A 20,203-nucleotide genomic window follows, 5' to 3' on the forward strand; every position below is an offset into this window, starting at 1 on the left:
ATCATCAACAAAGCAATACCTTTGCAAACGATAATTTGAACGACCTTCAAAAATCGATCAATAAACAATTTCAAAATATAGTTTTATGCGATTGCACAGAAACCTTGTATATGCCGTAATAGATGGGCTTCAGCTTATATTTAACGAAAACAAGTATGCCGATAAGGTAGTTGAACAACTGCTAAAAAGAGATAAAAGATGGGGAGCCAGGGACCGCGGTTTTATTGCAGAAACTACTTATGATATTGTAAGGTGGAAACGTTTGTATGCTGAAATTGCCGAAGTAAAGGAACCTTTTTCCCGCGAAAACCTATGGCGGATCTTTGCCGTTTGGGCCGTGTTAAAAGGAATACGTTTACCAGACTGGTCTCAGCTGGAAGGTACTCCGGCACGGCGCATCAAAGGGCGCTTTGATGAATTGTCCAAAATACGGAAATACCGCGAGTCCATTCCCGATTGGCTCGATTTACTTGGCGAGAAAGAGCTTGGTGAAGCTGTATGGACCAAAGAACTGCATGCATTAAACCAACAAGCTAGTGTAATTATTCGTGTTAACACATTAAAAACCAACAAAAAAGCCCTTCAGGCCGCTTTAAAAGAAGAAGCTATTGAAACCCTCTCCATAAAAGGATATCCTGAAGCACTGGAACTAAAGGAAAGGGCGAATATTTTTAAAACAAATGCTTTTAGTGACGGCCTTTTTGAAGTACAGGATGCATCGTCACAATTGGTGGCCTCTTTTCTGGATGCAGAGCCTGGTATGCGGATAGCCGATGTTTGTGCCGGAGCCGGGGGAAAATCGTTGCACCTGGCCGCTAAAATGGAAAACAAAGGCCAGATTATTGCATTGGATATTTATGGAAATAAACTAAAAGAATTAAAACGACGTGCACGGAGAAACGGCGCGCACAATATTGAAACGCGCCCTATTGATTCCACCAAAGTGATAAAAAAGCTTCACAATAGCATGGACCGGGTTTTGATAGATGCCCCATGTAGCGGTTTGGGTGTACTAAAAAGAAATCCCGATGCCAAGTGGAAGCTTCAACCGGAATTTATAGAAAACATTAAAAAAACACAACAAGATATTTTAAACGATTATTCCAAAATGGTAAAACCGGGCGGTAAAATGGTATATGCCACATGTTCGGTCCTTCCTTCTGAAAACCAGGATCAGGTTGCCCTTTTTTTAAATTCCGAAAACGGGAAAGCCTTTAAATTGATTAAAGATAAAAAAGTACTGGCCTCAACTTCTGGGTTCGATGGATTTTATATGGCCCTTTTGGAAAAAGTCTCCTAGATTGTCGGATTTAAATTGATAGCTGTTTTTATGTTTTTTCCTCCTTTAAAATTATGCATAGCCCAAAAAATAGGCTTTTTATATATCTGCTTTTTTGCCTTGGGCGGGTGTAAGGGCAATTTGGCAAACAAAGACGCACCGGTAGCACTTAACGACCCGCGGAAAGATTCTACCGAAATTAAAGTTCCTAAAAAACTCCAAAACTACTATAAGGATGTAGATTTTAACTTGCGTACCATTCCGCTTTACGAAGCCTTAGCTACGGTTACAATTGCCAAACATACCACTATTTTGAGTTATCGGGAACGCCATAAATACCTATACCGGGTAGATGCTGTTCCTCAACAACAAGACAGTGTGGTTTTAATTTATTCGGGCGAACACCGGTATTGGGAAGAATATGTATCTGGAAACAATAGGCATAAACCACAAACTTTTAACACAGAGCATGTATATCCGCAATCGCTTATAGAAAATACGGCCAAAGGCGATTTGCATCATTTAAGGGTATGCGACCAAACCGTAAATACACGCCGTAGCAACAATCCTTTTTCTGAAGGAAGCGGCACATACAAACTGCACTATAAAAGTTGGTATCCCGGCGATGAATGGAAAGGCGATGTAGCACGTATGATTTTGTATTTAAACCTACGTTATAACGAAACATTTGAAGATGTAGGAAGTATAAAATTATTTTTGAAATGGAATGCCGAAGATCCCGTATCTCCTTTTGAAGAACAGCGCAACAACAGCATTGAAAAAATCCAAGGGAACAGGAACCCGTTTATAGACAACCCACATTTAGCTACATTTATTTGGGGTGGCCCCAATGCCGAAAATAAGTGGGATTAATGTTTTTTTACCGGAATCCATATTCCTTCTTCGGAGGATGGGTCGTCGTTTTTATATTTCTTTCCCATCACGGCCACATGCGGTCTGTTGTCCAATGTATATCCAGAAGCCGGAACCCATTTTGAAAAAATACTTTGGTAAAATGATGCCGCTTCACTCGATTTCCCCTTATAATTAAAAACCATATACAAACCCGAAACTTCAAGGGTTTCCATTTCTTCGGGTACTTCATTCAAGGTTTCAACCTGTACCGCAGCCCATTTTAAAAAACTTCGGGATGCATCAAAATCTGTAAAAAAATCAACATCATTATACACTTCAGCAGCATATAACTCATCCCCTTTTCTATTGGGTATTTTATTGCGAAAAGGCATAAAAATGCTCCATAATCGTGCTGTTTTATTGACCGCGAACGACATTTTTATCGACTTTCCCACCAAATAGACCGTTTTTATTTCTTTCAGGCTGTAGTTCATATAGAGCAGCTATTAAATGTAAGCAAATTTAGGGATTCTAGCTGAAAAGATTTAAAGTAGTTTACACAATTATTTTTTTGGATTTTTTATATTTGGATATATTTAATAAATTTTAACCAACAACCTCATGAAAAAGTATTTCCTGTTAATTATTATGCTTACATTTTTAAAGTCTTTTGCCCAGCAAACCGCTGTAGAGTTTGCCAATTTTAAAAAATATAAAACAGAAAACGAAGCATTAAGTGCTCCGGTCGCCAATGAAAACCGGGTTGTTTTTATGGGAAATTCCATAACCGAAGGTTGGAAAAACACGCATCCAGATTTTTTTGAAGAAAACCCGTATATCGACCGTGGAATAAGTGGGCAGACCACCTCGCAAATGCTGTTGCGCTTCCGAAAGGATGTAATTGAATTACAACCCAAGGCGGTAGTGTTCTTGGCAGGAATCAATGACATTGCCGAAAACACAGGACCTATTGCCCTGGAAGATATTTTTGGCAATATTGCTTCCATGATAGAATTGGCCAAGGCAAACAACATAAAAGTGGTACTCTGTTCTGTACTGCCTACCAATGATTTCCCGTGGAGGCCCTCCATAAAACCTGCCGATAAGGTTATTTCGCTAAACAAAATGCTAAAAAACTATGCCAAAGAGAACAATTTGATATATGTAGATTATTATTCGGAAATGGTTAACGATACAAAAGGACTTGACCCTGATATTGCCAAAGATGGCGTGCACCCCACCCTTAAAGGATATAAAATAATGGAACCAATGGTAAAAAAAGGAATCGACAAAGTATTGGGCAACTAACAGCCAAAAAATAAAGCTCAAAATATATATTAGAATTGACTTAATTTCTAATTATAAATAGGAAGTAATTTCTTAAATTTGCGCTTTAATAAAAACAAAGGTCTCAACCATAAAGACACAAATACAACACAGTATGATTCTTTTCTTCGGAAGCCCAAAAAGCAAGGTCTTTGCCGTTCAAACGAATGACGAAATCCCTCAAGAAAATATTGCAAAACTAACGTGGCTGTTTGGCAACCAGCCACAAATCGAATCGGCGTCTATAGACGCTTTTTTTATTGGTCCGCGTGCCGCCATGATTACACCTTGGAGCACAAATGCCGTTGAGATTACTCAAAATATGGGCATCCCCGGAATTATCAGGATTGAAGAATTTTATGCTTCCGATAAGGACTCGAAAGATTTCGATCCCATGCTGTCTCAAAAATATGCACAATTGAATCAGTATATTTTCGACATCGATATACAGCCAGAAAAAATAAAAGAAATAGAAAATATAGCCGCTTACAACGAGCAGGAAGGATTATCGCTAAGCAATGAGGAAGTTGCTTACCTGAATGGGCTTTCTGAAAAATTAGGGCGAAAATTAACCGATTCTGAAGTTTTTGGTTTCTCTCAAGTAAACTCGGAACACTGTAGGCATAAAATTTTCAACGGAACTTTTGTAATAGACGGAGAAGAAAAGCCCATGTCTTTGTTTAAAATGATTAAAAAGACATCCGAAGAAAATCCAAACACCATCGTTTCGGCCTATAAGGATAATGTAGCTTTTTTAAAAGGCCCCAAAGCAGTGCAATTTGCACCAAAAACAGCCGACAAACCAGATTTTTATCAGGAAAAAACATTCAATTCGGTGCTTTCCCTAAAGGCCGAAACACATAATTTCCCAACCACCGTAGAGCCATTTAACGGTGCGGCTACCGGTTCGGGAGGTGAAATACGAGACCGATTGGCCGGTGGAAAAGGTTCTTTGCCATTGGCAGGAACCGCTGTTTATATGACTTCTTATTCCCGTTTGGAAGAAAACCGCCCATGGGAAAAGGGAATGAAAGAAAGAAAATGGCTCTACCAAACCCCTATTGATATATTAATAAAAGCCTCCAATGGCGCATCGGACTTTGGCAATAAATTCGGACAACCGCTTATTGCAGGCTCGGTACTCACTTTTGAGCATGAGGAAGACGCCCGAAAATTAGGTTTCGACAAAGTTATTATGCTCGCAGGGGGAATTGGCTACGGAAAAGAAGAACAGGCACTAAAAGCCACTCCAAAAGCAAGTGATAAAATAGTGGTTTTAGGCGGGGAAAATTATAGGATTGGAATGGGAGGTGCCGCGGTTTCTTCTGCCGATACAGGCAAGTTTAGTAGCGGCATTGAGTTAAATGCCGTACAGCGCTCCAACCCGGAAATGCAAAAACGTGTTGCCAATGCCGTTCGCGGCATGGTTGAAAGTGACGAAAACGAAATTGTTTCCATTCATGACCACGGTGCCGGTGGGCATTTAAACTGCTTGTCAGAACTCGTAGAAGATACCGGGGGAAAAATAGATCTTGACAAACTTCCGGTTGGCGACCCAACCCTTTCGGCCAAAGAAATAATAGGCAACGAAAGCCAGGAACGCATGGGCTTGGTCATTGCAAAAGAAAACATTGGTAAATTACAGCGCATAGCTGACCGGGAACGCTCCCCGATGTACCAAGTGGGCGATGTAACCGGAGATGATATTTTTTGTTTTGAAGCCGCTTCAAATGGAGATAAACCAATGGATTTGGCCCTTTCGGATATGTTTGGAAGTTCTCCTAAAACCATTATGAACGATGTCAATATCCAAAGAAATTACAATACAAAAACATATCGCACCGAAGACATATACCATTATTTAGAACAGGTTTTACAACTGGAAGCCGTAGCTTGTAAAGATTGGCTTACCAACAAAGTAGACCGTTGCGTTGGTGGCCGGGTAGCCAAACAGCAATGTGCAGGCCCCTTACAATTACCGTTAAACAATTGCGGGGTTATGGCGCTCGACTTTAAAGGTAAAGAAGGCATTGCAACCTCCATTGGGCATTCGCCCGTTTCTGCCTTGGTAGATCCTGTTGCGGGAAGCAGAAATTCTATTGCCGAAGCTTTAACCAATATTGTTTGGGCCCCGTTAGAAGAAGGTCTTAAATCGGTTTCCCTTTCGGCAAACTGGATGTGGCCCTGTAAAAACGAAGGCGAAGACGCACGTTTGTACGAAGCCGTAAAAGGGTGTTCGGATTTTGCCATAGAATTAGGCATTAATATCCCTACCGGAAAGGATTCGCTTTCCATGAAGCAGAAATATCCAAATGAAGAAGTAATCGCTCCCGGAACGGTAATCATTTCTGCCGGGGCACATTGTAACGATATCAACAAGATTATAGAGCCCGTTCTACAACGAAACGGCGGCGGCATATACCACATTAACCTTTCTGAAGATTCGTTGAAACTTGGCGGTTCCTCGTTTTTGCAAATACTAAATTCGGTTGGCAACGAAGTACCCACAATTAAAAATGCAACGGGGTTAAAAACTACGTTCAACACCATTCAACAACTTATAAAAGATGGGCAAATTCTTGCAGGGCACGATGTGGCCAGTGGTGGGTTTATTACCACTTTGCTTGAAATGTGTTTTGCCGATATTAATTTAGGAGCTCAATTAGACTTAACAAATATTGCTGAAAAAGATTCGGTAAAATTGCTATTTAACGAAAATGCAGGAATTGTCTTTCAGGCAAAAAACGATGCCATTGTTGAAGAAGCACTTGCCGAAGCTGGAATTAAATTCAATAAAATCGGAAGCCCGCTTGAAGGCGACAGATTACAAATTGTTAACCATACCGACAGTTTTTCGTTCAGTATAAGTCAGTTAAGGGATATTTGGTACAAAACCTCTTATTTGCTCAATCAAAAACAAACGCAAAACAACCTTGCTGAAGCTCGTTACAACAATTATAAAAATCAGCCACTTCTATATAATTTCCCTGAAAATTTCACAGGCAAATTAACCGTACACAATGGCAAACGTCCAAAAGCGGCTATTTTAAGAGAAAAAGGAAGCAATTCTGAGCGGGAAATGGCAAATGCCATGTACTTGGCAGGTTTTGACGTAAAAGACGTCCATATGACCGATTTGATAAGCGGACGCGAAACTTTGGAAGATATCCAATTTATCGGTGCCGTGGGAGGTTTCTCCAATTCCGATGTGCTAGGCTCCGCCAAAGGTTGGGCAGGTGCTTTTATGTACAACGATAAGGCCAAAAAAACCTTGGCAAATTTTTTCAACCGGGAAGATACGTTATCAATAGGTATATGCAATGGTTGCCAGCTGTTTGTAGAGTTGGGCCTAATTCATCCAGAGCATAAAGAAATGCCAAAAATGCTTCATAACGAAAGCGGCAAACACGAAAGCATATTCACTTCCGTAGAAATACAAGAAAACAATTCGGTAATGCTATCTACGCTCGCCGGAAGCAAATTAGGTATTTGGGTGTCTCACGGAGAAGGGAAATTCAGCTTTCCGTATGAAGAAAACAAATACAATATCGTTGCAAAATATGGTTATGAAGAATATCCGGCAAATCCAAACGGATCTGATTACAACACGGCCATGATTGTTTCGGGCAACGGCAGGCATTTGGTAACAATGCCGCATTTTGAGCGCTCTATTTTTCAATGGAACTGGGCTTATTACCCAGAAAACAGAAACGATGAAGTTTCCCCATGGCTGGAAGCATTTATAAATGCCCGAAAATGGTTGGAGAATAAATAATGGATTTAGTTGATTGTTGAACTATAAATCTTTGAAACCTTTGAATAGTGATTAGTAAAAAAGGGGTAGGGGTTAGTCCCTCCACTGGCACGGCATAGCTACATAACAGCATAACAATGAAACTGAAACCTAGAACAAGGAATAGTTGAAGCAAACAACGAACAACAAAAAACAAACGTCCGTTAAATCATAATGAATTAAGGAGTTGCCAACAAACAACTCCTTTTTTTATGACTTCTTTTGAAAATAGTCGGCAAATTTCATAATTTGCAAATCAGTAAACATCATTTTAAACCATTATGAGTAAAGTAACCCGTTTGTTTGATTTTCCATATCATCAATTGGAAAAATATAATTTGGATATTGCCTTTTCAACTAAATATAAAAACGAATGGGTACATACTTCATCGCAGGAATATGTAGACAAAGCAAATCAATTTAGTAGGGGCTTATTGAGGCTGGGCATACAGCCAAACGAAAAAATAGCCGTTATTTCACATAACAACAGAACCGAATGGCATATTGCCGATATTGGTATTTTACAAATAGGGGCACAGAACGTACCTATTTATCCAACTATCGGAGAAGAAGATTATGAGTATATCTTAAATCATTCTGAAGCCACTTACTGCATTGTTTCCGATAACGAGATATTAGAGAAACTAAATGCCATCAAAAAAAATGTCCCGAAACTAAAGGAAATATATTCTTTCATAAACCTTAACGGTACAAAAAACTGGGAGGAAATACTGGAACTGGGGAAAGATACCAGTAATCAAGACGAAGTAGAAAAAAGAAAAGAAGCCGTTACAACCGACAATCTGGCAACTATTATTTACACTTCTGGAACCACAGGGAAACCCAAAGGGGTCATGCTTTCCCACAAAAACATTGTTTCCAATGTACTTGCCAGTGAAGAGCGCGTACCGCTCGACCCAAAAGATACAGCCTTAAGTTTTTTGCCTATTTGCCATATTTTCGAGCGAATGGTAGTTTATTTATACCAACATTGTGGTATTACCATCTATTTTGCCGAGTCCATAGACAAGATGAGCGACAACCTTAAAGACGTAAAACCAAACGTAATGACCGTTGTTCCCAGATTGCTCGAAAAAGTATACGATAAAATACATGCAAAAGGTGCCGAGCTTACTGGCATCAAGAAAAAACTCTTCTTTTGGGCCTTAGAACTTGGGCATAAATTCGAACCGTATGGCGCAAACGGGAGCTGGTACGGAATGCAGCTCAACATTGCCAGAAAACTTATTTTTAGCAAATGGCAAGAGGGCCTTGGCGGGAACCTAAAGGTCATGGTTTCCGGAAGCGCGGCTTTGCAGCCAAGGTTATCAAGAATTTTTGGTGCTGCAAATATTCCCGTAATGGAAGGCTACGGACTTACGGAAACTTCACCGGTTATTGCCGTTAACGATCAAAAAAACCGTGGCTGGAAAATTGGTACCGTTGGAAGGATATTACCCGGCATAGAAGTAAAAATAGCCGAAGACGGGGAAATCCTGTGCAAAGGCCCAAATGTAATGATGGGTTATTACAAAGATGAAGAAAAAACCAATGAAGTTATGGAAAACGGTTTTTTTCATACAGGGGATATTGGGGAAGTAGACAACGACGGTTTTCTTAAAATAACCGACCGGAAAAAAGAAATCTTTAAAACTTCTGGCGGAAAATATATTGCACCCCAACTTATTGAAAACGAAATGAAACAATCGCGCTTCATCGAGCAGATAATGGTTATAGGCGAAGGCGAAAAAATGCCCTGTGCACTTATACAGCCAAATTTCGAATTTGTGTCCAAATGGGCAAAAAGGCACAATGTGGACATAGGCACTACAAATGCCGAATTAATTGCCAACCCAAAGGTAATAGAACGAATACAAGAAGAAATAGATGTGCACAACCATAAATTTGGTAGATGGGAACGCATCAAGAAATTTGAGCTCACTCCAGACGAATGGAGCGTGGAAGATGGCCACCTCACCCCTACTTTAAAATTAAAACGTAGGATCGTTAAGGAAAAGTATATGGATTTGTACAACAAGTTATACGAGCACACCAATTAAAATCTTAACACAAATTTTCAATAAACTCCTCATTTTTGGGGAGTTTTTTTATTAACTTAATATCTGTTCTTACTTCATTTTACGATTTAACAAATTTTGCATTAATTTACTATGCATGCATAATATATTATTTGTATATTTGAACACACCACCGTTGAAAAAATGAAGGATAAAACAATAGATTACGCATTAAGGGCTACTTGGCAAGCGGTAGCAAAAATGTACAATGAAGAAGCCGGAAAATTTGATAGCACAATGGCTACAGGCTTCACCTTATTAAGCATAGACCCCGAAAAAGGATCCCCATCTACAGCATTGGGGCCAAAAATGGGCATGGAAGGTACCAGCTTATCGAGAACATTAAAAAGTATGGAAGAAAAAGGTTTAATAAAAAGAAAACCAAACCCGGAAGACGGACGTGGCGTTCTTATATGCCTTACCCCCTTTGGTAAAGAGAAAAGGGAGGTTTCCAAAGAAGCGGTACTTACTTTTAATGAAACCGTAAAAAAACATGTTTCGCAAAACGATTTGGACAGTTTTTTTAAAGTTGCCGAAGTGATAAACGAACTTATTTCAGAAAAAAAAATTTACAAATAGAACGTATCAACATAATTAATCTCAATAAAGAAAAATGAAGAGAAGAATCAAAAAAGTAGCAGTTATAGGTTCTGGAATTATGGGAAGTGGCATTGCTTGCCATTTTGCAAATATCGGGGCAGAAGTGTTACTGCTCGATATTATTCCGCGTGAACTTAACGACAAGGAAAAAGCCAAAGGCTTGTCCATGGAAAATCCTGCCGTAAGAAATAGGATTGTAAACGATAACTTGACAGCTGCATTAAAATCGAACCCCTCTCCTATCTACAATAAAAAATTTGCCGATAGGATTAGTACGGGTAACCTCGAAGATGATCTCTCTAAAATAAAAGATGTAGATTGGGTTATTGAAGTTGTTGTTGAACGTTTGGACATTAAAAAAAGTGTCTTCGAAAAAATTGAAAAATACCGCAAACCCGGAACGCTAATTACTTCTAATACCTCTGGAATCCCCATTCATTTCATGAACGAAGGCCGAAGCCAGGATTTTCAAGAGCATTTTGCCGTAACGCACTTTTTTAACCCGCCCCGGTATTTAAAACTCTTTGAAGTAGTTCCCGGACCAAATTGCAAACAAGAAGTCTCAGATTTCATAATGGCATATGGCGAAAAATTCCTTGGAAAAACTTCGGTCCTTGCCAAAGACACCCCTGCCTTTATCGGGAACCGTATTGGTATCTTCGGGATTCAAAGTTTGTTCCATCAGGTAAAGGAGCTAGGGCTTACCGTTGAAGAAGTCGATAAATTAACCGGTCCGGTAATTGGCCGCCCTAAATCGGCTACTTTTCGTACCGTAGACGTGGTCGGGCTGGACACATTGGTACATGTTGCCAATGGAATTTATGAAAACTGTCCAAATGACGAGGCCCACGATCTATTCAAACTCCCCGAGTTCATTCAAACCATGATAGACAACAAATGGTTGGGCAGTAAAAGCGGACAAGGGTTTTACAAAAAAGTAAAAGATAAAGACGGGAAAAGCAATATTCTTTCATTGGACCTAGATTCCATGGAATATACCGAAAGCAAAAAAGCCAAATTTGCAACGCTGGAGCTTACAAAAACCGTAGATGTTGTAGCCGATAGGTTTTCTATTTTAGTTGACGGAAAGGACAAGGCGGGCGAGTTTTACCGTAAAAACTTTGCTGCATTGTTTGCTTATGTTCAAAACAGAATTCCTGAAATTTCAGATGAATTGTATCGCATAGACGATGCCATGAAAGCCGGATTTGGCTGGCAACATGGGCCTTTTGAAATTTGGGACGCCATTGGCGTAGAAAAAGGCGTGGAATTAATGAAAGCCGAAGGAAAAGAGCCTGCCAAATGGGTAACAGAAATGCTGGAAAATGGCAGTAAATCGTTCTATACCGTAAAAGACGGGGCTACTTATTATTATGATATCCCTGCAAAGAAACAAACCAAAAAGCCGGGACAAGATGCGTTTATTATTCTCGACAACATCCGCGAATCAAAAGAAGTTTGGAAAAACAGCGGTGTAGTTGTAGAAGATTTGGGAGATGGTATCCTTAACGTGGAGTTTCGCTCTAAAATGAATACGCTTGGTGGCGACGTTATTGCCGGGCTTAATAAAGCCATCGATCTGGCCGAAAAAGAGTATCAAGGTCTGGTAGTTGGGAATCAAGGAGCAAATTTTTCCGTCGGTGCCAATATCGGGATGATTTTTATGATGGCGGTAGAACAAGAGTACGACGAATTGAACTTCGCTATCAAAACTTTTCAAGATACCATGATGCGAATGCGGCATTCTGCCATTCCTACGGTGTCTGCCCCGCATGGAATGACACTTGGCGGTGGTTGCGAGTTATCGCTCCATGCCGATAAGGTGGTGGCTGCTGCCGAAACTTATATCGGTTTGGTAGAATTTGGCGTTGGTGTTATCCCCGGTGGTGGCGGTTCTAAGGAAATGACACTGCGTGCTTCCGATTTATTCAGAAAAGATGATGTGGAATTAAATGTACTTCGGGAACACTTCCTTAATATTGGAATGGCCAAGGTTTCCACTTCAGCTCATGAAGCTTTCGACCTAAATATCCTTCAAAAAGGAAAAGATGTAGTGGTGGTAAACAATAACCGCTTGATAGCCGAAGCAAAAAAACATGCTTTGTTAATGGCAGAAGCTGGTTATACGCAACCGCCCAAGCGAAAAGATATTAAAGTACTCGGAAAACAGGCCTTGGGTATGTTCCTTGTCGGTACCGATTCCATGAATGCCGGGAATTATATTTCTGAACACGACATGAAAATTGCCAATAAATTGGCCTATGTAATGGCCGGGGGCGATTTATCTGAAGCCACGCAGGTTACAGAACAATATTTATTGGATTTAGAACGCGAAGCCTTTTTATCACTTTGTACCGAACGAAAAACCCTGGAACGCATACAACATATGCTAAAAACAGGAAAACCGTTACGCAATTAAAGCCCCACCCAGCCTCCCCTAAGGGGAGGAGTAAAATAATAAAACAATGTATAATCTATAAAAATAACCCCATAATAATCCTCCCCCTCGGGGGAGTTAGAGGGGGCCTATTATGAAAACAGCATATATCGTAAAAGCATACAGAACAGCCGTTGGGAAAGCGCCCCGCGGGTTGTTCCGATTTAAAAGACCGGATGAACTAGCTGCCGAAACCATTCAGTACATGCTAAATGAAGTACCGCAACTAGACAAATTACGCATAGACGACGTTATTGTGGGAAATGCCATGCCAGAGGCCGAACAAGGATTAAACGTAGGAAGGCTGATTTCGCTTATGGGACTTAAAATTGAAGATGTTCCGGGCGTAACCGTAAACCGTTATTGTGCTTCGGGACTTGAAACCATTGGTATTGCCACTGCCAAGATACAATCGGGAATGGCCGATTGCATCATCGCGGGCGGTGCCGAAAGCATGAGCTACATCCCCATGGGAGGATATAAACCCGTACCCGACTATCAACTGGCAAAAAACGGCCATGAAGATTATTATTGGGGCATGGGGCTTACAGCCGAGGCCGTAGCCGAACAGTACAAAGTATCCCGGGAAGATCAAGATGAATTTGCTTACAATTCGCATCAAAAAGCATTAAAAGCAATCAAAGAAGGGCGCTTTAAAGACCAAGTTGTACCTATTAACATTGAGCAGGTATATGTAGACGGAAAAGGAAAAAAAGCTACCAAATCTTATACGGTCGATACAGATGAAGGCCCACGTGCCGATACTTCAATTGATGTTTTGGGAAAACTCCGACCCGTATTTGCACAAGGAGGAAGCGTTACCGCAGGAAATTCATCACAAATGAGCGACGGTGCCGCTTTTACATTGGTAATGAGCGAAAAAATGGTGAAAGAGCTCAACCTGGAACCCATTGCACGGCTGGTTTCCTATGCTGCAGCCGGAGTTCCACCGAGAATTATGGGAATCGGTCCCATAAAAGCCATTCCAAAGGCATTGGAGCAAGCAGGAATGAAATTAGATCAAATCGATTTGGTAGAACTTAACGAAGCTTTTGCTTCGCAATCGTTGGCTGTAATTAGGGAAACAGGATTAAATCCAGACATTGTAAACGTAAATGGTGGCGCTATTGCTTTAGGACATCCATTGGGATGCACGGGAGCAAAGCTATCCGTTCAACTGTTTGACGAAATGCGGAAACGTAAAAACAAATATGGCATTGTTACCATGTGCGTCGGCACAGGACAAGGGGCCGCAGGGGTATACGAATTTTTGAATTAAATCCCCTCCCCACAGGGGAAGTATTATAGAAAACTAAAGAATTACAAACCATAAAAATCCTATTGACTCCTCATAGGAAAAATCCTCCCCTTTGGGGAAGTTAGAGGGGGCTGATATGAAAAACATAACAAGAGGTGGTCAGTTTTTGGTAAAAGAAACAAAGGCTGAAGATATTTTTACACCGGAAGATTTAACCGAAGAGCAAAAAATGATGCGCGATTCTGTAAAAGAATTTGTAGATCGCGAAGTATGGCCTAATAAAAAACGTTTCGAGGAAAAGGATTATGCCTTTACCGAAGAAATAATGCGCAAGGCCGGAGAAATGGGACTTTTGGGAATTGCAGTTCCCGAAGAATACGACGGACTGGGAATGGGCTTTGTAACTACCATGTTGGTATGCGATTATATTTCGGGAGCAACCGGATCGCTCGCAACTGCTTTTGGAGCGCATACCGGAATTGGTACCATGCCCATTTTACTTTATGGAACAGAAGAACAAAAGAAAAAATATGTACCGAAATTGGCCACTGGTGAATGGTTTGGTGCCTATTGCTTGACAGAGCCGGGAGCCGGATCGGATGCCAACAGTGGAAAAACCAAAGCCGTCCTTTCTGAGGACAGGAAGCACTACCTTATAAGTGGGCAAAAAATGTGGATTTCCAATGCCGGTTTTGCAAATTTGTTCATTGTTTTTGCTCGTATAGAAGATGATAAATATATAACGGGTTTCATTGTTGAAAACGATCCATCAAACGGAATCACTTTTGGCGAGGAAGAACACAAACTGGGAATCCACTCCTCCTCTACCCGCCAAGTTTTCTTTAGCGATACCAAAGTTCCTGTTGAAAATATGCTTTCAGAAAGGGGAAATGGATTTAAAATAGCCATGAATGCCTTAAACGTTGGCCGTATTAAACTGGCTGGGGCCTGTTTGGATGCACAACGAAGAGTAATAACCGAAGCTGTAAAATATGCCAACGACCGGGTTCAGTTTAAAACCCCCATTAGTCAATTTGGAGTCATAAAATCTAAAATTGCTGAAATGGCAACTGCCGCATATGTTGGAGAATCTGCCGTATACCGGGCAGCAAAAGATATTGAAAACAGGATTGAAATCCGTCAAGCAGAAGGAAATTCGCACCAAGAAGCCGAATTAAAAGGTGTTGAAGAATATGCCATTGAATGTTCCATTTTAAAAGTGGCCGCTTCAGAAGATTGTCAAAATTGCACCGATGAAGGTATTCAAATTCTTGGCGGGATGGGCTTTTCGGCAGATACCCCAATGGAATCTGCATGGAGGGATGCCCGAATTTCAAGGATTTACGAAGGTACCAACGAAATTAACCGCATGCTTTCCGTAGGAATGTTGATTAAAAAAGCCATGAAGGGCCATGTTGATTTATTAGGGCCTGCCATGGCCGTTAAAGATGAATTGATGGGAATCCCCGATTTTGACACTCCTGATTATTCTGAACTATTTGCCGAAGAAAAGGAAATTATCGGTAAGCTCAAAAAAGCATTTTTAATGATTGCCGGTGCCGGGGCCCAAAAATATGGTCCCGAACTGGAAGAACATCAACAGCTTTTAATGGCGGCTTCAGATATTCTAATTGAAATCTACATGGCCGAATCGGCTATTTTAAGAACCGAGAAAAATGCCAAACGTTTTGGCAAAGAAAACCAGAAAGAACAAATAGCCATGGCAAAGCTAAATCTGTTCCATGCCGTTGAAAAAATCAATTCAAAAGGAAAAGAAGGTATTGCTTCCTTTACCGAAGGCGATGAACAACGCATGATGTTAATGGGCTTGAAACGCTTTACAAAATATGCGAATCTGCCAAATATAGTGACGCTAAGGAATACAATAGCTGAAAAAGTATCGGCAGAAAATAAATATTGTTTCTAAGCAATATCATTTGAAATTTTAAGTTTTAGGATTTAGTTGTTTTAAAGGCGCCCCGAAAAATTTCGGGGCGTTTTATTTTTAATGGATTTATGCATAAAAACTACAAGAAAATAGAAGTTGGGTAAACATCCTCTTGAAGAATATTGTAAAACCGGTTTCAAACCTTGTTATTTTACCTTAATTGAAAATTTGAAATGACATACCAATAATAATTTCAAAAAAGCTATAAACAATGCGTACCTTTGCACCATGGCATTATCAAATAACGATATTTTTAAGAAACTCCGTGTTGCGCACAAATTACGCGACGAAGATATAGTAAACATTTTGGCATTGGTAGACTTTAGAATAAGCAAAAGTGAATTGGGCGCTTTTTTTAGAAAAGAAGACCACCCGAAATATATGGAGTGCGGCGATCAGATTTTACGGAATTTTTTAAATGGGTTGATTATACATTTACGCGGACCAATGCCAGAGAAGAAAAAGAAATAACAGCATCTCAAAAGCCTGCTACTTCTTTCTTGGCCGCATCAAATTCGGTTATTATATTTTTTACAATGGTAGCTACGGGTAAAATATCGTGAATTAGTCCGCTTATTTGCCCTATTTCCAATTCCCCTTCTTCCAAATCACCTTCAAACATTCCCTTTTTGGCACGTCCTTTCCCCAATAAAATTGCCAATTCGTCTTTATTTGTTCCTTTAGCGTAAAGCGACTGTATGTCTTCAAAAAATTTATTTTTCAGCAACCGTACAGGGGCCAATTCCTTCAAGGTAAGTTTTGTGTCGCCTTCTTTAGCATTTACCACCATCTGTTTAAAATTAACATGCGAAGACGCCTCCTCGCTCGCAACAAACCTGCTCCCGACCTGTACGCCATCGGCACCAAGTACCATAGCGGCCAACATTCCCTTACCAGTTGCAATACCGCCTGCGGCAATTATCGGGATGGAAATTTTCTCTTTTACCATTGGAATTAATGCAAGGGTTGTGGTTTCGTCCCTTCCATTGTGTCCACCGGCCTCAAAACCTTCGGCCACAATGGCGTCTACGCCTGCTTCTTGAGCCTTTAAGGCAAATTTGACGCTACTTACCACATGCACAACTGTAATTCCATGCGACTTTAAATGAGAGGTCCATGTTTTTGGATTTCCTGCCGAGGTAAATACTATTTTTACATCTTCTTCTATAATGATTTCCATTACTTTATCGATATCTGGATATAACATGGGAACATTGACCCCAAAAGGTTTATTTGTGACCTTTTTACATTTTTGAATATGTTCCCGCAGTACTTCGGGATACATAGAACCTGCACCAATAATCCCTAAAATACCTGCATTGGAAGCCGCCGAAGCCAAACGCCACCCACTTGCCCATACCATTCCGGCCTGAACAATGGAGTATTTTATATTAAATAACTCGGAAATCCTGTTTTGCATACCCAAAGATAGAAAAGTTTTGTTTTTAGATGGAAAAAGGAGTTAGGGAAAATGATAATTGTTAATTGATAAATTTTAATTGTAGAACCATTAAATCTGAAAATCTTAAATCCCTTTCCTCGTTAACTTTTTTCCACATTATATTATGCGACTTCTCCTTCGTCGAAGTGACCAAAACCTGAAACCTTGAATAGTAATAAGGGAAATTGTTAATTGTTAATTGTTAATTGAGAGTTGAGAGCTGTATGCCTCCAATAACTATAACCCAACTTTGAACCTTTGCATCTTTGAATAGTGATTAGGAAAAGGGGGTTAGAGATTAGTTGATTGTTAACAGATAAATATTAATGGTTAAATCTTTGAACCTCTGCGGCTTTGAACCTCTGAAACAAAAAAACCTTCACTCATTTACTTATTAACTTATGGATAGTATGCGACTTCTCCTTCGTCGAAGTGACAGTAACTTCGAATAGGGAATTAGTTATTTGTGAATGAATAGCCTACCTGAATGCTTGAACAGTGATAAGGAAATAGTTATTTGTTAACTGTTAATAGGCAAGCCCACTGGTGACAGCATGGCTACATAACAACGTAACAGCATAACAATCTTACAATAGTGATAAGGGAAAAGCGATTAGGGGTTAGGGAAATTGTTAATTGTTATTAGTTAATAGGCCAACTAATACGAACAACGAAAAAGCGACTCGAAGTGACTGGAACTTTATTCGTTGATCGTTGTTAGGAGAACTTTGAACCTTTGAAGCTCTGAAACTCTCAACCCTCAACAACGTAACAGCGTAACATCATAACAACATAACAACCTTGAACTCTGAACTTAAAATTAACTAATAACCCCTGACCCAATTAATTCTTCACCAAGATAAAATGCTACAAACTGGCCTTCGGTGATGGCACTTTGAGCTTGTTCAAAATCTACATACAGTCCGCTATCAACTTTATAAAGCGTTGCTTTTTGTAAGGGTTGCCTGTAACGTATACGCGCCATTACTTCTATGGTGTCGTCTACTTTTAAAGCTAGGTCCTCACGCACCCAATGCAATTCGTCGTTGGTAACAAACAAGGCTTTTCTATACAATCCCGGGTGATTTTTCCCTTGGCCCGTATAAATTACATTTTCATCTACATCGGTTTCAATAACAAACAAAGGTTCGGGCGTTCCCCCCACTGCCAACCCCTTGCGTTGCCCTTTGGTAAAATAATGTGCCCCTTGGTGCTTGCCAACTACTTTTCCATCGGCGGTGCTGTAATTAACCTTTTGCGCATTAAATTCCAATTCTTCTTTTTTTGAGTGAAAGGCGGGAACAATACGCTTTTCCAATACTTTTTCGGGAGCAACCTCGATAATTTGCCCTTCTTTCGGCTTTAATTTTTGCTGAAGAAAATCGGGCAATCGTACTTTTCCGATAAAGCAAAGTCCTTGCGAATCTTTCTTTTCTGCGGTAATTAAATTGTTTTCAGAAGCTATTTTACGTACTTCTGGTTTAGTAAGTTCCCCTATGGGAAATAATGTCCTGCTCAATTGTTCTTGAGAAAGTTGGCACAAAAAATAAGACTGGTCCTTATTAGGGTCTACCCCCGCCAAAAGCCTATGTACTGGTTTTCCATTTATTTCAACAGTCTCTTTTCGGCAATAATGCCCCGTTGCCACATAATCGGCACCTAGGTCAAGGGCAATTTTTAAAAAAACATCAAATTTAATTTCACGGTTACATAGTACATCCGGGTTTGGCGTCCGCCCTCTTTCATATTCATTAAACATATAATCAACAATACGTTCTTTGTACTGTTCGCTTAAGTCTACAGTTTGAAAAGGTATGCCCAATTTTTCGGCAACCATCAATGCATCATTGCTATCTTCCAGCCAAGGACATTCATTGGAAATGGTCACGGAATCATCATGCCAGTTTTTCATGAACAATCCAATTACTTCATATCCTTGTTCTTTTAACAAGTATGCCGTAACACTGGAATCTACTCCCCCCGATAAGCCTACAATAACTCGCTTCATGATAATTAATTGAAATATTATGCAAAATTACAAAATTCGTTGGATAGCTTTGTCGGATATGCATGGAAGTACTTTCAAAAATAGTGAGATTACAACATTCATTTTGTATATTCTTAAAATGAATTAATAAAAACTATATATTTACTGCACCAAATTTTACAAATCATGAATAAACAAAACCTACCATTAAAAGCAATTATGCTTTTGCTAATCTTTTCATGCTCATTAATTGCATGTAGCAATTCTTCTTCAGAAGATAACCCGGAAACAGAACTTCCGGAAGAATCTGTTAGCCTGTATACTTATTTAAAAAACGATTCCAATTACAGCATTCTAGTGGAAGCCATCAACCAGATAGGGTACCAAGATGCCCTGAATGTAGACGGGGCTGGTTCGTATACTTTTTTTGCTCCGAACAACGAGGCTTTTACCAAATATTTGGAAGCTAATAAGATTAACAGCGTAATTAATATCCCGACCAATACGCTAACGCAAATTATTTTAAACCATATGCTTCTTGGCAAGGAAAAAATGATTAATGCTATTGCTGAAGGCTACAACAAAACCCAGGCGAAGGAATTTTCGTCTCAAGCCAACATAGACTTATTTGTATCCAAACCTAATGATGCATTTATAATTAATGATGGCATATTGGTTACCAAAGCAGATATTGAAGTTACAAATGGGGTTATCCATGAGGTTGATGCTGTAATAAAACCAAATACCTTGGCTACCTTTATAAAAGTAGATCCGGCATTTACCAATCTCTATGATGCTTCTCAAGCAATAAACAGCGATATTTATACCAAGTTAAACGATCCAACTGCCGATTTAACTCTATTTGTACCCAATGAAGCCGCTTTTTTGGCCATGGGTACCATTACAGTTGAAGAACTTGAAGAAACCGTAAAATACCATGTGTTGGACGGAAATGTTTTTTCTGCATCCAAATTTCAAGACAATGGAGAACTTAAAACTTGGCAAGGCACAAATATTACCACAAATACCGGTAGCAACGTTACCATAACCGATAATATAGGCGGTAAAGCAACAATGGCCAAAACCGATTATGTGGCCTGGAACGGAATTGCCCATGTAATAGACAAAGTTCTGGAATACGAATAATATTAAAAAACTCACTAAACAAAAAGCGGCAAACTGTATACAGTTTGCCGCTTTT

The 20,203-nt window shown here is 39.9% G+C and carries 14 protein-coding genes; 11 read left to right on the forward strand and 3 right to left on the reverse strand.

Annotation, left to right across the window (positions count from 1 at the left end; all coding sequences use genetic code 11):
- Positions 1-85 precede the first annotated feature (85 nt).
- Together UXI14_RS01605 and UXI14_RS01610 are read left to right on the forward strand one after the other, a co-directional pair.
- Positions 86-1,300, forward strand: coding sequence for a methyltransferase domain-containing protein (locus UXI14_RS01605; protein ID WP_335964499.1), 1,215 nt, complete (start codon positions 86-88; stop codon positions 1,298-1,300).
- 30 nt (positions 1,301-1,330) lie between these two features.
- Positions 1,331-2,152 (forward strand): endonuclease, encoded by an 822-nt coding sequence (locus UXI14_RS01610; RefSeq protein ID WP_335964500.1) that lies wholly within the window; start codon positions 1,331-1,333, stop codon positions 2,150-2,152.
- Here UXI14_RS01610 and UXI14_RS01615 read toward each other — a convergent pair.
- Complete coding sequence (locus UXI14_RS01615) at positions 2,149-2,628, reverse strand: GyrI-like domain-containing protein (protein ID WP_335964501.1); 480 nt, start codon at positions 2,626-2,628, stop codon at positions 2,149-2,151. The two genes, UXI14_RS01610 and UXI14_RS01615, sit on opposite strands and share 4 nt — an antisense overlap.
- Positions 2,629-2,755: 127 nt before the next feature.
- Here UXI14_RS01615 and UXI14_RS01620 point away from each other — a divergent pair, with 127 nt between their 5' ends.
- The 8 genes from UXI14_RS01620 to UXI14_RS01655 all read left to right on the forward strand — a co-directional run bounded on the left by UXI14_RS01620 (position 2,756) and on the right by UXI14_RS01655 (position 16,045).
- On the forward strand, positions 2,756-3,442 hold the full coding sequence (locus UXI14_RS01620) for an SGNH/GDSL hydrolase family protein (RefSeq protein WP_335964502.1): 687 nt from the start codon (positions 2,756-2,758) through the stop codon (positions 3,440-3,442).
- A gap of 88 nt (positions 3,443-3,530) precedes the next feature.
- The gene (purL, locus tag UXI14_RS01625) at positions 3,531-7,235 is read left to right on the forward strand and encodes a phosphoribosylformylglycinamidine synthase (RefSeq protein ID WP_335964544.1); all 3,705 of its coding nucleotides are present in this window, start codon (positions 3,531-3,533) and stop codon (positions 7,233-7,235) included.
- A 299-nt stretch (positions 7,236-7,534) separates the two neighbouring features.
- Positions 7,535-9,313, forward strand: a complete 1,779-nt coding sequence (locus UXI14_RS01630) for a long-chain fatty acid--CoA ligase (RefSeq protein WP_335964503.1) — start codon at positions 7,535-7,537, stop codon at positions 9,311-9,313.
- Positions 9,314-9,475: 162 nt separating this feature from the next.
- Positions 9,476-9,910 (forward strand): MarR family transcriptional regulator, encoded by a 435-nt coding sequence (locus tag UXI14_RS01635; protein WP_277898707.1) that lies wholly within the window; start codon positions 9,476-9,478, stop codon positions 9,908-9,910.
- Positions 9,911-9,944: 34 nt separating this feature from the next.
- Positions 9,945-12,350 (forward strand): 3-hydroxyacyl-CoA dehydrogenase NAD-binding domain-containing protein, encoded by a 2,406-nt coding sequence (locus tag UXI14_RS01640; RefSeq protein ID WP_335964504.1) that lies wholly within the window; start codon positions 9,945-9,947, stop codon positions 12,348-12,350.
- Between the two features lie 112 nt (positions 12,351-12,462).
- Positions 12,463-13,647: an acetyl-CoA C-acyltransferase gene (locus tag UXI14_RS01645; protein WP_335964505.1), complete on the forward strand. Its 1,185-nt coding sequence runs from the start codon at positions 12,463-12,465 to the stop codon at positions 13,645-13,647.
- Positions 13,648-13,762: 115 nt separating this feature from the next.
- The gene (locus UXI14_RS01650; protein WP_335964506.1) at positions 13,763-15,553 is read left to right on the forward strand and encodes an acyl-CoA dehydrogenase family protein; all 1,791 of its coding nucleotides are present in this window, start codon (positions 13,763-13,765) and stop codon (positions 15,551-15,553) included.
- Between the two features lie 249 nt (positions 15,554-15,802).
- On the forward strand, positions 15,803-16,045 hold the full coding sequence (locus tag UXI14_RS01655; RefSeq protein ID WP_277898703.1) for a DUF1456 family protein: 243 nt from the start codon (positions 15,803-15,805) through the stop codon (positions 16,043-16,045).
- A 7-nt stretch (positions 16,046-16,052) separates the two neighbouring features.
- Here UXI14_RS01655 and UXI14_RS01660 read toward each other — a convergent pair whose 3' ends face one another.
- The gene (locus UXI14_RS01660) at positions 16,053-16,994 is read right to left on the reverse strand and encodes a nitronate monooxygenase (RefSeq protein WP_335964507.1); all 942 of its coding nucleotides are present in this window, start codon (positions 16,992-16,994) and stop codon (positions 16,053-16,055) included.
- Positions 16,995-17,835: 841 nt separating this feature from the next.
- Positions 17,836-19,023, reverse strand: coding sequence for a tRNA 2-thiouridine(34) synthase MnmA (mnmA, locus tag UXI14_RS01665; protein WP_277898701.1), 1,188 nt, complete (start codon positions 19,021-19,023; stop codon positions 17,836-17,838).
- A 165-nt stretch (positions 19,024-19,188) separates the two neighbouring features.
- Between mnmA and UXI14_RS01670 the strand changes: the two genes are divergently transcribed.
- Positions 19,189-20,148, forward strand: coding sequence for a fasciclin domain-containing protein (locus UXI14_RS01670; RefSeq protein WP_335964508.1), 960 nt, complete (start codon positions 19,189-19,191; stop codon positions 20,146-20,148).
- The last annotated feature ends 55 nt before the right edge of the window (positions 20,149-20,203 follow it).

The organism is Galbibacter sp. PAP.153 (assembly GCF_037029175.1).
GTDB classification, from domain to species: domain Bacteria; phylum Bacteroidota; class Bacteroidia; order Flavobacteriales; family Flavobacteriaceae; genus Galbibacter; species Galbibacter pacificus.